Below are 15,359 nucleotides of genomic sequence, written 5' to 3' on the forward strand. Positions count from 1 at the left end.
ACGTCCGCAGCAGCGGGCGTTTTTGTCGGTCAACTCAAAGGCTGTTTACCCTTTATCTGCTTCAGTTAGCGCTTGTTGAATAAGGCTTTCATCGCGTGGTTGATTTCCGGGTAGTTGAATTCGAAACCATCGGCCTGGGCATGAACCGGTAATGCAAACTGGCCTTCGGTCAGCAGGGTCGACATTTCACCCATTGCCAGTTGCAGTGCCAATGCCGGTGCTGGCAGACAAGCGGGGCGGTGCAGCGCTTTGCCGAGAGCCTTGCTGAAGTCGCGATTGCTGACCGGCTGCGGCGCGGTGGCATTGTATATGCCGCGGCAGGCTTCATTTTCCAGCAGAAATTCAATAAGGCGCAGCAAGTCTTCGCGCATGATCCAGCTCATTCCCTGACGGCCATGGCCAATCGGGCCGCCAAGGCCCAGTTTGAAGGCAGGCAGCATCTTGGCCAAGGCGCCGCCATCTTTGCCAAGCACTATGCCGATGCGAAAGATACAGACCCGGGTGAGTTCGGCAACCGCCAGGGCTTTTTGCTCCCATTGGGCACAGACTCTGTGGCTGAACTCATCATGGGGCGCGGCGTTTTCGTCTATGGGCTCCGGCCCCTGACGGCCGTAAAAACCCACCGCCGAGGCGCTGAGAAAAACTTGGGGTTTCTTTTGGCTGTTGCGGACAAGCCTAGCCAACTGCTCTGTGATGTCCCAGCGGCTGTGGCAGATCCGCTGTTTCTGCTCATCACTCCAGCGTTTGGCAACTATGGGTTCACCGGCGAGGTTGATGATGGCATCTATCTCCTCAAGCAGTCCGGGTGTTTGCAGTGAGTCTATGTAACGGGTCTGTGCCAGCGCCAGCTTTTGCTCGGCCGCCGCGGGGTTGCGGCTCAAAATAGTCAGCCTATGGCGTTTTGCCAGCCGCTGCGCCAGTTCTGAACCGACAAACCCGGTTGCACCTGTGAGCAGAATATTCATGCCTTCTCCCTGAATTATTGAATGTTTCTCCAGAGTATAGACTGGCTTACGCCGGTTTACGGTAGCTCAGCTGCAGTGAAACCGAGTCGGCATACCTCAGGGCGTGAGGTTTGTCGATTTCAACGCTGGCGTACTCTACCCATTCATGTTCGCTGGCAATTTCCAGTACTTTACCTGTGAGGTGCTCCAGCAGGGAGAAACGGTTGTCTTCCACCAGGTTAATGATCGCCTTGGTAATGGTGCGATAATTGAGCGCGTGCTCCATATCATCACTCCTGCGCGCCTTGTCGGCACAGTAATGAATGCAAACATTGATGATCACATCCTGACGATTGTTGATCTCCTCTTCCTTGATACCGATAAAAGTGCGCAGGCGCAGGTTTTTAATGCGTATAATAGCTAGTTCGGGTTTCATCATGTCACTACTTATCGTTGTTGATGTAACGGCTGATTGTGACAGAGATCAACAAGGAATTTCAATTATGTCATCAGCCTATCGCCCGTCCATGGCGCTAAAAGGATTTGCTGTCATGGCCTGCTTGGTCATAGTGCTGGCGGGAATTAAGGCCGCCAGCGCCATAGTGGTGCCTTTTGTGTTGTCAGCCTTTATTGCGGTTATCTGCAGCCCGGCCATCAATGCCTTGAGCCGTTATCGCGTGCCCCGCGCCCTGGCTGTATTTGTGTTGGTGGCGATTATTTTGTTGCTTGGGCTCTGGCTGGCCTCTGTGGTGGGCAGTTCCATCAACGAGTTTTCCCAGCAACTGCCGCAATATCGCGCGCAGCTGGTGGAACAATTTGCCTGGATATTGGATAAGCTCAAGGAGCTGAATATCCACATCTCCAAAGACAAGGTGCTGGCCTATCTGGACCCCGGCATGGCCTTGTCTTTGACCACTAATACGCTCTCCGGTGTCGGAAATGTGATGGCCAACCTATTTCTGATAGTGCTCACCATAGTCTTTATGTTGTTTGAGGCACAATCTTGGCCGCGTAAGGTACATCTGGCGCTGGATGACCCTGAGATGCGTTTATCCCAGATTGAGCGTTTCTTGCAATCGGTGAACCAATACATGGTGATCAAGACCCTGGTGAGCCTGGCAACCGGTGTTATTGTCGGTGTCGGTCTGGCGCTGATGGGGGTGGATTATGCGCTGCTCTGGGGCGTAGTGGCCTTTTTGTTTAACTATATTCCCAATATCGGCTCTATCATCGCCGCCATTCCGGCCGTACTGCTGGCCTTTGTGCAGTTGGGCACCGCGGGTGCCGGTGGGGTTGCCGTCCTGTATCTGGCGACCAACATGGTGATGGGCAATCTGGTAGAGCCCAGATTTATGGGACGTGGCCTCGGATTATCTACTCTGGTGGTTTTCCTGTCGTTGATCTTCTGGGGCTGGCTCTTGGGCTCGGTCGGCATGTTGCTGTCGGTGCCGCTCACCATGATAGTCAAGATCGCCCTGGAATCGAGCCAGAGCGGCAACTGGTTGGCAATTTTGCTCTCGGACGAGGCCAGTATTGCCGTGCGGGAAAGTGCCGATAAAGAAGCGGCAGCCGATGCCGAATAAAGGCAGAAATAAGAAGTTGAGGATTTCATGCAGTTATTTTTGGAAGCCATCACCGACCTGACTCCAGGCGATGAGTGTGGCCGTTTGTTTCATGGCCGCGGTGGCCGTTATCCAGGCAGCGAGCACTTATGCCTGGATTGGTTTGAACCTGTGGTGTTGCTGACCGCCTTTAAACCCCTGACGCCGGAAGAGCTGGCGCGGGTTACCGAGCGTCTGCAATTACGCTGGCAAGCCTTGGGATTGGCACTGAATCTGGTCTATCAATACCGCGCCGCCGGGCAAACCCGCACCGAGCTCATTGCCGGCGAGATCCCCGAGCCACATCTGGCCAGCGAGCTTGGCTGCCGTTATCAGTTGCATCTGCTGCGCGGTCAGAATCATGGTTTGTTCCTGGACATGCGAAACGGCCGCGAGTGGGTGATGGCCAATAGTGCTCAGCGGAACGTACTGAATTTGTTTGCCTATACCTGTGCGTTCTCGGTGGCCGCCCTTAAGGGCGGCGCCGATGAAGTGGTCAATATGGATATGAGTAAAGGGGCGCTGGCCATCGGCAAGCAAAACCATTTGCTCAATGGGCTTGCTGCCGGTGCCCGCTTTCTGGGGCATGATATCTTCAAGTCTTGGGGCAAACTCAAAAAACTCGGGCCCTATGACTTGCTGATTGTCGATCCGCCCAGCAACCAAAAGGGCAGCTTTGTGGCAACCAAAGACTATCTGCGATTGCTGCGACATCTGCCACAACTTTTGAACCCAGGGGCCGAGCTGCTGCTCTGTCTCAATGCGCCTGAGCTGGACAGGGCTTTTTTACAGAGCCAGGTCAGTGAAGCGGCGCCAGAGCTTGAGTTTGTTAAGCAGCTAGATAACCCGCCGGCCTTTGCAGACCGGGATCCTGACAGAGCATTGAAGGTGTTGCTGTATCGCTATGAGGGAGAACCGGACTCTAACACTCAATAACCGAGGCGTTCTGAGATCAGGGATTGGCCGCCTTCTTCCAATAGGGCGGCTATGCCTTCGGCATCAAAACTGCTCAAGCCGGATGCCTGATGCAGTAGCCTGTCCTGGACATCCAAGGGCATCTGCATCCTTTCCATAAACATGCGCATTCCCAATATATCGCCACTGGCCAGCAGGGTGGCGAGAGTGCGTGCTTCAAAGTCGACAATATGATTCATGGCATCGTCCTCTTACTGATTTACGGGCCGGGAAGCCTTCTCTAAGGAATAGCAGTTACCGTACGGGTTGCTAGAATCATTCTGTTTAAAAAATGTCGCTTCAGAACTCTGGGGTATATCAAGTTGAAAGTCTTTCACTCTGCATTACTGTTTTGGCTCAAATTTGAGCAATATAAAGCGATTTAACCCATTATTGGTGACGAAAGTGAAAGTTTTCTGTAACTCGTAGTGGCTCCCTGTTATACTGGCGCCGCCTTGGGGGAACACCTAAGGCTCCGAAAAAGCCGGAATCGGGCATAAAGTGTCAGCGGGACCTCAACTTCCAAAGAGTGGGAACCCAAAAATAGATGCGCCCTGTACCCTACAGAATAGACTGGAGTTGTTATGGAAATTCATGAGTACCAAGATGCTTACTATCAGCTGCAGGATGAAGTGATTGAGTCACTTCCGGTAGAGAAAGACGAAGAAGCATTTTTGGATTAAGCCTGAGCCAGGCAACTCAAATCTTGAAAAAGCGGCAACCTTGGGGTTGCCGCTTTTTTTGCTTTCCTGATCCGTCTTGAAAGCGGGATATTCTATTTTGCAACAGATTATCCAAGGGTTGGCCCCGTCAAAGGACTAGCCGCAGGCCTTTTGCCCTTTGCCTTTGCGGCCATCTTTATCCAGCGGGCAATCGGCGCACATTTGGGTGCAGGGAAGCTTGTGCCGCAGGCAACAGGCGATACGCGGGCTTCGCTGCTGCTTGAGCCTTAGCTTACGCCAAAATGGATGGGCAATCGGTGCAATATCAATCCGTGGCTGCAGCTCAGCTTGCTCGAACATCTCTCTTATCAATTGCCTACGCCAACTGACGGGCAGTGACAACTCACCCAGATACCAATGCACAATATAGGCTTGATGGCTGAAATGCAGCTTTGATGGCACTGGGCCCAGCTCTGCCAGGCGCTCGACAATGGGAATGAGCAACTGCTCGAGTAAGCTTTCCCAACTGGCAAGTTGCCCGGCGGGAGCCGGATGGCTGACATCTGCATCAAGCAGCAGATAGAAGGTTTCCGCCCGGCCGTTATCAAAAGGTTCAAGGTACCAGTTGCCACTGCAAGCTGCAGCCGCAATGGCGCGGTTAAGTGCGCTGCCGGGCTGACTGGCAAACAACCACAGCAGCAGGGGTGGCAGTTGCAGACCGAAAAACCACTGGCTCCACATGGAGTGCAGTGCCCGGGCGTCTATCTCGGGCTTTGTGGCACAAGTTGTGGACACCTTGGCTTGATAACTCAGGGCAAATTGTTGCAGCAGCGCCGGGTAATGTGCCTGGCTCAAGACTGAGTTCAAGCTGATGGCTTCTTGGGGTAACTGCTCCAGACTCTCTATGGCTTTGAAGTGCTCGCCATAGAAGGCGGCTTTTTGTGCCAATAGTTGGTTGAGCTCGCTGGCAATACTCATTCCCATGACGGCAGTCCTCCGGTGGCATTGTTGCTCGAATCTTCCCCGCCATGGTGCCCGGCGGCTCTGGGCTTTGCTCTGGGTCTGGGTCTGGGGATAATCATCGGGCAGTTGGCCTCGGGATCTGTGATTATGCTGGCATTGATATCGAACACCTGTTCCAGCAGGGCCTCGGTCAACAGTGACTCAGGCGCGCCGCCGGCAATCAACTTGCCATCACGCATCAACAGCAAGTGATCGCCGTAGCGCAGAGCCTGGTTGATGTCGTGCAGCACCAATACCAAGGTGCGGCCCTGATCCACCAACGCCCGGCAAAAGTCGAGTACTGCCAGCTGGGCGCGGATATCGAGAAACGAGGTGGGTTCATCGAGCAGCAGCAAGTCGGTTTGCTGCGCCAACACCATCGCCAGCCAGACTCGCTGTTGTTGGCCGCCTGAGAGCTCGGCCACCGGCCTTTGTGCCAGTGTGGTTAACCCTGTGGCAGCCAGGGCTTGGGCAACCGCCAGCTCATCTTGCTCTGACCATTGGTGCCACAGGCTCTGATGAGGGTAACGGCCGCGACTGACCAGCTCCTGCACATCTATTCCTTCCGGCAATTCAGGCTTTTGCACCAGTAGTGCCAGCTCCCTGGCTCTGGCCTTGTTGCTCAACTGCGCCAAGGGGGTGTGACCCAACATGACCTGGCCGCGTGTGGGCGGCAGTACCTGGCTCAAACACTTGAGCAGGGTCGACTTGCCACAACCATTGGGGCCAAGGATCACCGTCAGCTTACCCTTGGGGATGGCCAGGTTCATGGCGCTTATGATGGGCCGCTGGCCGTACTCGAGATAAAGCTCATGCCCACTGAGGGCTATGTCATAGTCAGGGTATTGGGTCATGATCTTTCTCCTTTCAGTCCCTTGGCCCGTTGCGGTTGTCCCCGGATTTCGCGGCTCAACAGCAGCGCCAGATAGGCGCCGCCGATGAGGGCGGTCAATACGCCTACCGGCAGCCTTTGGTTACCCGGCAGCAATAAGGTGAGGGTGTCGGCCCCGAGCAGCAACAGCGCGCCTATCAGCGCCGAGCGCAGCAGTGCCAATTGACGATTGCCAAAGCGGGCCAGATGCGGCGCCACCAAGGCGACGAAGGCTACCGGGCCGGCGCAGAGTACGGCGCCCAGCGCCAGCAAGGTGGCAAACAGCAGCGCCAGTGTTTGGCTTTGGCGCACCGGGTTGCCAAGCGCCTGAGCCAGTTCCTGGCCCAAAGCCAGCAGTGACAGACGGCGGGAGAGCAGCAACAGAGCGGGCAGCGCCAGTAGTAACACTGAGGTTATCAGCAGCACATCACCCCAGGTGCGGTGTGCCAGACTGCCGGACAGATACCCCAGCATCTGCTGCGCCTGCTCTCTTTGCACCAGTGTCAGTACAAACTGCACCAGGGCGATGGCAAAGGCGTTGATGGCGATGCCCATCAGCACCAGATTGCGGGAAAACTGCCATTGGCGTCCGAGCCCTGCGAAAAACAGCAGGAGCACAACCCCAGTGCCCAAGAGGGCGCCGGGCAGCAATGGCAGTTCCGGCAGCCATAATAACCAGAGGACGGCGCCGGCGCTGGCGCCGGCATTGACCCCGAGAATATCCGGACTCCCCAGCGGGTTACGGCTCAGGCTTTGAAACACGGCGCCGGAGAGCCCCAGCGCCATGCCGGCGCCGAGGGCGCACAGGGCCCTTGGCAGGCGTGATTGCCACAAAAGCCAGTTTTCATAGTCGGAGGCTTCGGCAAACAAGGCCTTGGCAAGGCTCACTGGCGCCAGGCCCTGATGTCCCAGCATCAGGCTAAGTAGCAGTGCAGCGCCAAGCAGGACTACGGCCAGCAAGGCGGCTCCAATGGCGCCGGATGAGGGGGCTCTTAAGGTTATCGGGCCCCATTGCCAGATGGGAAAACGGGTTTGTTTCATGACGCCTCCTTCAGGTTTTGACCTCGGGCCATCAGGTACAGAAACGGCGCTCCCAGCAGGGCGACCATGATGCCGGTCAGCAGCTCGGCCGGCGGCATCAATACCCGCGCCAACAGATCTGCCAGTAACACCATGGCGCCGCCTATCAAAGCGGCTCCCGGTAATAGCAGGCGGAAATTGAGTGTCAGATAACGCCTGGCCAGATGGGCACTGGCCAGGCCGACAAAGGCCAACGGGCCAACAATGGCGGTGGCTGCGGCGCACAGCAAGGTGGCACCCAGCCAGGCGAGCAGCCCCTGCCAGCCCTGTGAGGCACCGAGCGCCTTGGCGGTATGATTGTCCAGCAACATCAGATTCAGCGCCGGCGCCAGCAGCCACAAGAGTGCCGCGGCGGGCAGCAGATAGGGCCAGAGCGCATGAAACTCCGGCCAGCCCAGTCCGGACAGGGAGCCCGCCATCCAATACCTGAAACCATCAAATAGCTGTGGGTTCAGCAGCACTCTGGCCTGGACATAGGCCCCGAGCACGGCGCTGATGGCGGCGCCGGCCAGGATCAGCCTGACCGCAGCGGACTGGCCCTGGGATTGCTGCGCCCTGGACATCATATACACCAAGGCGCTGGCCAGCAGCGCCCCGGGCAAGGCCTGCCAGAAGAGACTCAAACCCGCTGTTGCGCTCCACAGCCCCAGAGTGACCAGAGAGGCGCTGGCGCCGGCATTGACGCCGAGCAGGCCGGGATCCGCCAAGGGGTTGCGGCATAGCGCCTGGATAACGCAACCGGCCATTGCCAATGCCATGCCGGCCAACATGCCGCACAGCAATCTTGGCAGCCTTGCCTGTAACACCAGCGACAGATGATCGTCTGCGGCCGGTTGCCAGAGCTTGCCCAGCATAGTCAGCGGTAGCGTGCGGGCGCCAAAGAGCAGGTTGGCCAATACCAGCAGCGCCAGCATCGTCAGCAGCCCAAGCAGGGTTACCGCGTTACGTCCAAGACGGTTCTGGGACTGGGTATCTCCAGGTTGCAGAAAGATTTTTGGGTGTGTCATCCCGGCCTCCCGTTTTTATTCGATTGCGCGCCTGTATCTGCACCTGAATGGGCGTCTGTATCTGCGCCTGCCTGTGTGTCTGGATGCCGGTATTGGCGAGTTTTTTCTTGTTGCCCTGCCAGGGTTTGTTGCAGTTGCGGCACCAGCTTGGGGATAGCCCATTTAACGCTTAGCAGCGAGCCGTAGGAGCTGGCCATCACCAGCGCCGGGTCGGTTATTGCCAGATACCGACCGCGGCGCATGGCGGGCAGACGACGGATAACCGCCATGGCTTCCACCTCGGCTCTGGCCTTGTCCGAGCTGTACCAGCTGAGCAGCAGCTCGGCATCGTCCAGCATATCGGCGCGCTCCAGTCCGATGTGGGCGGCGAAGTGTCCTCGGCTGGCATTGAGCCCGGAAAGTTGTGGCGGCAATACAAACCCCAGCGCCAACAGCAGATCCACTCTGGGATCGCCTGTGACATAAACCGAGAGATTGCCAACTCGACTGGCGGCATTGATATAGGCCAGGCGCACAGCATTGAACTCAGGGTTTTCGGCGGCGACTTGGGCGATATAGGCCCGTTGCTGTTTCAAAAGGGCTTCGGCCTGCACTTCTTTGCCGAGCGCCTTGGCTATCAGTTCCACCTGCTGCTTAACCGGTGTCAGCCAGGGTTTGTCCGGATAGGCGATGACGGGGGCCAGAGCGCTCAGCTGCAAAAAGCTTTCGCGGGTGATACCGGATTGGGGCGCCAGAATAAGATCCGGTTTCAGGGCCAATAATCGCTCCACATCCAGCTCGGGGTAACTGCTGATGATGGCGGGCAGCGGCAGTTCCTGCGCTTCCAATGCCTGGCGAAACCAGGGTAGATAACCCTCTGCATCGCCGCCCCAGTAATGGGGTTCAATGGCGATGGGGACAACACCTAAGGATAGGGTCCAGTCTTCGGCCCCTGCTCCCAGGGTCACCACTCGCTTGGGCGGCGACTCGATACAGCTGGTCCCGTGGGCCGTGGTAATGCAAACCGGATAACCGTCTTGCGGCGGTGTTTGGGCTTTGGTTTGCGGATGGTCATAACAGCCCGTCAGCCCCAGGCTCAGAAACACGACAAGCGCCAACAGGCGCCTTGCTTCACACAACATACTTGTTATTCGCCCCGCAGTGCGGGGCGCTCCTTATTATGGATAGTTTCACGGCATAACGCGGCTCAGAAACGGTAGTCCAGGGTGACGCTGAAGTTACGCGGCGCGCCATACTGGAATTGGTTATAGAAGCCGAGCTGGCTGTAATAGCTCTTGTCGAGCGCGTTATCCAGATTGGCTCTCAGACTCAACTGTTCATTGAACTTGTATCTCGCCATCAGCTTCACCAGGGCGTAGCTGCCTTGTTCCACTTCGACTTTACTCTTGTCCGGTTTTGAGACTTGGCTATAGATGCGACTCTGCCAGTTGACCCCGGCGCCCAGCTGCAATCCGTGAAGCCAGCCATCGAATTCATAAGTGGTAAAGAGCTTGAGTTGCCGCTCCGGGTTGGTGGTGTTGATCTTTTGCCCTTTGGGATCTTCGGTATCAAACTGGGTGTAGCCCAGGTAAAGATCCCAGTTGTCATTGATGGAACCGTTGACCTCAAACTCAAAGCCGCGAGTCTTGGTACCGTCGACACTGCGGTAGATGGGAATCGTGCTGTTGGGCAGGTTTTCGCCGGTTTGCTCACCGACATTGTCCTGACGGATCTCAAAGGCGGCCAACGACAAGTCCAGCGCCTCATCGAACAGGCTGGCTTTGATCCCGGCCTCATAGTTGCTGCCCTTGATGGGGTCCAGGTAACGACCATCGGCCTGAACTTTGCTTTGCGGGGTAAAAATGTCCGTGTAGTTGGCATACAGGGCATATTCGTCGCTCAGGGCATAGGTCAGCCCCAGATAACCGGTGAACTCACCATCGACCTTATAGTCATGTTTGGCTCCAAAGTTATCCTGATCTGTTTCCCAGTTATCCAGGCGGCCACCGAGTACCATGGACAGGGCATCGGTCAGCTCAAGTTGGGAAGCGACATAGACAGATTGTTGCTTGGTTTCACCCCAGGAGCCGTAGAGCACCTTATCGCTCCATTGCGGCTTTGGGTAATCAAAGCCGGGCTGCCCGAAGTCTCCCAGAGGCGGTTTGGCACCGAGAGCGCCATAGTAGGGGTTGGCAAAATCCTGTTTTTGTTGATTGGCACCGGCCACCAGTTGGTGGTTACGGCCAAAGGCGTTGAAGTTGCCGCTCAGCTTGAGATCAAAGGTATGCTGGGTGCGACTGCCGTCGATAAAGGCCAAAGAGCCGGGGACCATGCCTTCATTGGTGACGGGATCCGGATTTTTCATGGGCCAGAGCACATCAAACTCCAGGCTGTTGTCGCCATAGATATAGCTGCCTTTAAGGGTCCAGTCTGAACTGAAATGATGCTCCAGAGTCACAAAGCTGTTGAGCGCATCTGTCTTGGCGGAGGCCCAACTGGGGGCGGTGGATACATGACGGTCGTAATTGGTGCGGTTGCCGTCACTGTCAAACAGCGGCAAGCCGCCGGACATGGTGCCTTCCGGCCTGGTATGCTGGAAATCACTGCCCAGGGTCAGCAGGGTATTGGCTCCCAGATCCGCTTCCAGGATGCCATACAGGGTTTGCCGCTGCTGCTCATATCTGTGTTGCCAGTTCTCCCTGTCCTGATAGGCCAGCACCACCCGGCCACGGATGCTGGCATCCTGATTGAGGCCGCCGGAGAGATCGACCACGCCGCGCAGCATGTCCCAGGAGCCGCTGCTCAGGCTGACACTGCCCTGAAACTCGGCAGTGGGCCGTTTTCGCACCAAATTGATGGCGGCAGAAGGGCTACCGGCACCCAGCATCAAGCCGGTGGCGCCGCGCACCACTTCAATGCGCTCGTATAGGGCGCTGTCCATCAGGTTATCGCCATAGTTGAAGCGGGTGTCATAGGTGGTTGCCACGCCATCATAGAGAATGCTGCTGACCGAGATCCCGCGGGCGCTGATGGAGTATCTGTCGTTGTCCGAGGGGCGGGCGTTGATCCCGGCGACACTGGTCATAACATCTATGACAGAGTTGAGCTGCTGATCTTCAATGGCCTTGGCGGTGACGGCTGTGACAGACTGCGGCGTCTCGAGAAACGAGAGCTTCATGCCTGTGGCCGTGCTCATGTCACTTGCCTTGTAGCTCATGGGCTGGCTCTTGGCGCCGACTACTGTCAGTACCTCCATCTCTTTCTCCTGTGTTTCGCTCTTGTCGGCGGCGAATGCCGGGGCGCTCAATAGCACAGAACAGAGAAGGGCGATGGGGGTCGGCCTGAAGCCATTAAGGGTTTGCATGTTTGTGTCCATTTTCCTGTTACTTCCTGGAAGGTTTACAAGGCCGGGTCTGCAAGACGCTCGGCCTGGGTGGGTGTCACGCCAAAGCTGTGGCTGGCGGCAAAGGGGTACAGCGGATTGTCGATATCGCCGGCAAAGCGCAGGTTCTTCTCCCTGTCTTCGAGATCTATCATCTGCTGGTTGTTGTTGAGCTGGATCCGGTTCAGACAGGTGCGGACAAAGGTCGGCTGGAACAGATCGTAGCGGCGAAACTTATCGGCAAACTGGGGGTGGCAAGCCTGATAATCACGTACCTTTGCGGCCACCAGGCTCCAGAATCCCTGTTCACTCAGGCTGGTGTGGCTATCGAGCAGCGGCGCCATAAAGCGGAAGATACAGTCGAAAATATCCAGCAGTATGTAGTTGAGTTTCATCTCCTCTTCGAGCGAGACCGCCAGTTGCGCCACCCGTCCCGGCAGCGGCGCACTGCCGTTGAGAATTGCGACTTCTTCGCCTATGTCCTTCATCAATATGGTGACAGGCACCTTGTCATCCAGCACCAGAATAAGGTTCTCGCCATGTGGCATGAACACCAGATCGTAGGCAAAGAAGGCGTGCAGCAAGGGAGTAAGGTAAAGATCCAGCAGCCGGCTCATCCAGTCGTGGGCACTCAGGGGGGAAGCCTCGATAAGCGCCGCCAGCAGGCTCTGCTGCTGATTGTCCTGGTGCAGCAGCGCAGCCAGGGTCATCAGTTGCTGGCTGGGTTTTACCAAAGGCTCGCCCTGGAAGCTGAGAGCATAAGGGCTTTCACGCCACAGTGCCGAGAGCATCTTCTTGTAGGGGGTGTCTTTCTCCAGCGCCTGCTCATAATACCTGTGGTGATAGCCTATGGCGGCGATTTCCCTGAGCAGCACAAATCTTTGCTTGGCAAATAAAGGGTCGCTGTCGATAAGCTCGGCGACAAAGGCATTGATCTCCGGGGTGCGGCTCATGTAGTAGGGCGATAAACCCCGCATAAAGCCCATATTGAGAATCGACAGCGCCGTCTTCACGTAACAGCGCTTGGGTTGGCTCAGGTTGAAGAAGGTGCGGATGGATTGCTGCACCTGATATTCATCACGGCCTTGTCCCAGGTGAATGAGGCGATCGCGGGCCAGATCTGCGGCGAATATGCGGCTGATCTTTTCGCGCCACTGCCATGGATGAACGGGCATCAGAAAGTAATCGTCCGGGTTTTTGCCCTGTTGCCGGATCTTCTGCTCAAATCTGAGCAGCAAAGCATCGCCCAACTCATCTTGCAGCAGTTGGCGATAATCGAGCCCTGCTATCAGCGCCAGGCTGGTATGTTCACTGCTGACCGCCAGCCACTCGAGTTGCAACGGTTGGCCGCTCTCCGGCGTAAAGGCCCGCCAGTCATCGACATCAAAACCTATGCGGCCGTTGTTGGCGACAAACACAGGATGGCCTTCGGTCATGGCCGCTTCTATCTGCTGATAGTCGCAATCCACCAGCTCCTGCACCGGCTTTGCCTGCCAAAGGAGTTTGAAGGCCTTGCTGTAGAGGGTGCTGGTGATCTCTTCAAGATAAGTGGGCAGCAGTGCATCGCTTATGCCGAGTCTCTCCTTGAGGGCGATGATAAGCAGCATGGCGTCCGGCTGTTGCTGCTCGCCATCTTTGAAACACTCGATGGAATCCGGCGCTATCTGCAGGTGATCCAGCTGATAACGGCGACCGCTGAAGCGGTAGCAGAGCTGGCCATCCCGGGTATCCAGCTTGAGCTGCCAACAGGCCTCTTGCTCTGCCTCTGCTGGCAATAACAGCTCTGGCGCTATTAGCTTTTCATGACTGAATTCACTGAGAATTTTCGCCAGCAGATGGCGGCTTGCCTGGTTCCAAATGGCAGGCGTCAGATGGCTGAGACGAGTCTGTTCGATAATGGATGCTGTCATTGTGTGGCTCCTGTTGCCAGTGCGGCACTGAACCCAGGCAGGGTGCAAAAACCCAGCATGGCTTGTTTGTTTTCGAGTTGAATGGCGTGGCTGTAGCAGATGCCTACCGCACGGTTCAGCGGGTGAATCTTTTGGTTGTTGATATCCGGCTCTACCACCAGGCGGGCAAAGCCCAGATGCTGCAGTATCAGAGACACCACAGCCGTGATGGCCTGGCGGCTGAAACCGCGCTGCGGCTTAGTGGGAGGAGCCAGCAGCAAATGCATGCCGCAATCGCCGTGCTGGCAGTCAAAGTGTTGGCCCACTTCATCAAAGCGGGGATCGTACAGCTCGGTATAGAGCACAGGCTCTGCGTCGCGATAGGCCATCAGGCCAAACTTATCTGCAGTGGGGGCGAGCTCAACGCGGCGCTCGGTGGGCGTTAAGGACTGCATGCCCCAGAAGGCGGCATAGTCGCGGCCGAGCCAGTCGCTCAGGGTGTCAAAGTGCTCGCTTTCCCGATAGGCACAAAAATCAAAGTCGTTGACCTTGAGGCGCTTGTCCGGCGCAAAGCCGTATCTGGCGCTGAAGCCGGCTGTGTCCGCAGCCGGATTAACTGCTGTTTGAGAGGCCATCAGCTGGCCTCCCGCTGCAACGCTTGATTGCTGCTTTGCCGGCGTTTGGGCGCACTGGTGTCTTGCTTGGGAATACCAAAGCTCTGGAAGGCAATTTGTTGCTCTATCTCGTAAGGTGCTTTGCCCAGGATCTGCCGCAATATGGTGGCGTTGCGATAGCAGCCCATTCCCAGATCCGGCGAACACAGCCCGTGGGTGTGCAGCCCCAGGTTCTGAACGAAAATTCGCCCGGCCTTGTCTATGTGATAATGACGCTGGACATCGGGCTCGCCCTTTTGATCGAACAGCAGCTGCGAGTGGAGCGGCTCGAGAAAGTCCGGCAATCGGTAGCAGTAGCCGGTGGCCATCACCAGTGCCGAACTGGTCAGCTCAAACTCCTGTTCAAGTTCTGCATGTCTGCAACCCAGCAGCAGTTGCTGTCCGTCGCTGTGAACGCTTTGCAGTGCCGTGTTGGTCAGCAGCTGTACATCAAAATCACAGTGCAGGCGTTTTTGGTAAAGCAGATCATAGATGCTGTTGATCAGATCGGCGTTGATCCCCTTATAGAGGCTCTTCTGTGAGCCGATAAGTTCGCGGCGCTGTGCCTCGGGCAGGGCGTGGAAATAGTCGATATATTCCGGCGAGGTCATCTCCAGAGTCAGCTTGGTGTACTCAAGCGGGAAGAATCTTGGCGAGCGGGTGAGCCAGCGCAGGCGATAACCGTATTTGTCGATATCCAGCAGCAGATCTTCGAAGATCTCTGCCGCGCTTTGGCCGCTGCCGACTATGGTGATGTCATTTTGGCTCTGCAGCGCCTGTTTACGGTGCAGATAGTTGGCCGAGTGCAGTACCCGCTTGTCGGCGCCGGGGCAGAAGTGGGGCATCCAGGGCTGGGTACCGGTTCCCAGCACCAGGTGACGGGCGCGCAGGCTCTGCTCTTGGCCACTGACTCTGTCCTGCCCCTTGACCAGATAGGTGTCGGTTTCGGCATCGAAACTGACCCGGGTGACCTTGAAATTGAATTTAAGGTTACTCAGCTCGGCGCAGACCCATTGGCAGTAGAGATTATATTCCTGCCGCGGCAGGAAGAAGCTTTCGCGGATATAGAAGCTGTAGAGTCGGCCTGTCTGTTTGGCGAAGTTCAAATAGCTGTAGCGGCTGGTGGGATCGGCCATGGTCACCAGATCCGACATGACAGGGGTCTGCAATCTGGACGATTCCAGCAACATGCCGGGATGCCAGTCGAAACCGGTACCGGCATCGACAAACAGACACTCAAGACCGTCAAGCGGTTCGGCCAGGGCCGCCAGGCTCAGGTTAAAGGGGCCTATTCCTATGCCCAGGATATCGTAGACTTTGGTTTGCATCAGTTCC

At 56.6% G+C, this 15,359-nt stretch carries 14 protein-coding genes; 2 read left to right on the forward strand and 12 right to left on the reverse strand.

Annotated features, from left to right (window positions below; all coding sequences use genetic code 11):
* Positions 1 to 65: 65 nt before the first annotated feature.
* Together CBE72_RS04060 and folX are read right to left on the reverse strand one after the other, a co-directional pair.
* The gene (locus CBE72_RS04060) at positions 66 to 965 is read right to left on the reverse strand and encodes a TIGR01777 family oxidoreductase (protein ID WP_100142425.1); all 900 of its coding nucleotides are present in this window, start codon (positions 963 to 965) and stop codon (positions 66 to 68) included.
* Positions 966 to 1,011: 46 nt separating this feature from the next.
* The gene (gene folX, locus CBE72_RS04065; RefSeq protein WP_096141612.1) at positions 1,012 to 1,380 is read right to left on the reverse strand and encodes a dihydroneopterin triphosphate 2'-epimerase; all 369 of its coding nucleotides are present in this window, start codon (positions 1,378 to 1,380) and stop codon (positions 1,012 to 1,014) included.
* 67 nt (positions 1,381 to 1,447) lie between these two features.
* Between folX and CBE72_RS04070 the strand changes: the two genes are divergently transcribed.
* Together CBE72_RS04070 and CBE72_RS04075 are read left to right on the forward strand one after the other, a co-directional pair.
* A complete protein-coding gene (locus CBE72_RS04070; RefSeq protein ID WP_100142426.1) occupies positions 1,448 to 2,527 on the forward strand; it encodes an AI-2E family transporter in 1,080 nt (359 codons plus the stop codon).
* A 27-nt stretch (positions 2,528 to 2,554) separates the two neighbouring features.
* Complete coding sequence (locus tag CBE72_RS04075) at positions 2,555 to 3,481, forward strand: class I SAM-dependent methyltransferase (RefSeq protein ID WP_100142427.1); 927 nt, start codon at positions 2,555 to 2,557, stop codon at positions 3,479 to 3,481.
* Here CBE72_RS04075 and CBE72_RS04080 read toward each other — a convergent pair.
* The 10 genes from CBE72_RS04080 to CBE72_RS04125 form a co-directional block, all read right to left on the reverse strand.
* Positions 3,475 to 3,699, reverse strand: a complete 225-nt coding sequence (locus CBE72_RS04080; protein WP_100142428.1) for a hypothetical protein — start codon at positions 3,697 to 3,699, stop codon at positions 3,475 to 3,477. The two genes, CBE72_RS04075 and CBE72_RS04080, sit on opposite strands and share 7 nt — an antisense overlap.
* A gap of 618 nt (positions 3,700 to 4,317) precedes the next feature.
* On the reverse strand, positions 4,318 to 5,145 hold the full coding sequence (gene fhuF / locus CBE72_RS04090; protein WP_100142430.1) for a siderophore-iron reductase FhuF: 828 nt from the start codon (positions 5,143 to 5,145) through the stop codon (positions 4,318 to 4,320).
* Positions 5,136 to 6,017: an ABC transporter ATP-binding protein gene (locus tag CBE72_RS04095; protein ID WP_100142431.1), complete on the reverse strand. Its 882-nt coding sequence runs from the start codon at positions 6,015 to 6,017 to the stop codon at positions 5,136 to 5,138. Before CBE72_RS04095 ends, fhuF begins: the two co-directional genes overlap by 10 nt.
* Positions 6,014 to 7,075 (reverse strand): FecCD family ABC transporter permease, encoded by a 1,062-nt coding sequence (locus tag CBE72_RS04100; protein ID WP_100142432.1) that lies wholly within the window; start codon positions 7,073 to 7,075, stop codon positions 6,014 to 6,016. Before CBE72_RS04100 ends, CBE72_RS04095 begins: the two co-directional genes overlap by 4 nt.
* Positions 7,072 to 8,121 carry a FecCD family ABC transporter permease gene (locus CBE72_RS04105; RefSeq protein WP_100142433.1) on the reverse strand — a complete coding sequence of 350 codons (1,050 nt, stop codon included), beginning with the start codon at positions 8,119 to 8,121 and terminating at the stop codon, positions 7,072 to 7,074. Before CBE72_RS04105 ends, CBE72_RS04100 begins: the two co-directional genes overlap by 4 nt.
* Positions 8,118 to 9,242, reverse strand: a complete 1,125-nt coding sequence (locus tag CBE72_RS04110) for an iron-siderophore ABC transporter substrate-binding protein (protein ID WP_100142434.1) — start codon at positions 9,240 to 9,242, stop codon at positions 8,118 to 8,120. Before CBE72_RS04110 ends, CBE72_RS04105 begins: the two co-directional genes overlap by 4 nt.
* A 65-nt stretch (positions 9,243 to 9,307) precedes the next feature.
* Positions 9,308 to 11,464, reverse strand: coding sequence for a TonB-dependent siderophore receptor (locus CBE72_RS04115; protein ID WP_229671808.1), 2,157 nt, complete (start codon positions 11,462 to 11,464; stop codon positions 9,308 to 9,310).
* 35 nt (positions 11,465 to 11,499) lie between these two features.
* Positions 11,500 to 13,392: an IucA/IucC family protein gene (locus CBE72_RS04120; protein ID WP_167387637.1), complete on the reverse strand. Its 1,893-nt coding sequence runs from the start codon at positions 13,390 to 13,392 to the stop codon at positions 11,500 to 11,502.
* Positions 13,389 to 14,006 carry a GNAT family N-acetyltransferase gene (locus CBE72_RS20220; RefSeq protein WP_167387638.1) on the reverse strand — a complete coding sequence of 206 codons (618 nt, stop codon included), beginning with the start codon at positions 14,004 to 14,006 and terminating at the stop codon, positions 13,389 to 13,391. Before CBE72_RS20220 ends, CBE72_RS04120 begins: the two co-directional genes overlap by 4 nt.
* Positions 14,006 to 15,352 (reverse strand): lysine N(6)-hydroxylase/L-ornithine N(5)-oxygenase family protein, encoded by a 1,347-nt coding sequence (locus tag CBE72_RS04125; RefSeq protein ID WP_100142436.1) that lies wholly within the window; start codon positions 15,350 to 15,352, stop codon positions 14,006 to 14,008. The genes CBE72_RS20220 and CBE72_RS04125 overlap by 1 nt, the downstream gene beginning before the upstream one ends.
* Between the last annotated feature and the right edge of the window lie 7 nt (positions 15,353 to 15,359).

Source organism: Shewanella carassii, assembly GCF_002777975.1.
GTDB classification, from domain to species: Bacteria; Pseudomonadota; Gammaproteobacteria; order Enterobacterales; family Shewanellaceae; genus Shewanella; species Shewanella carassii.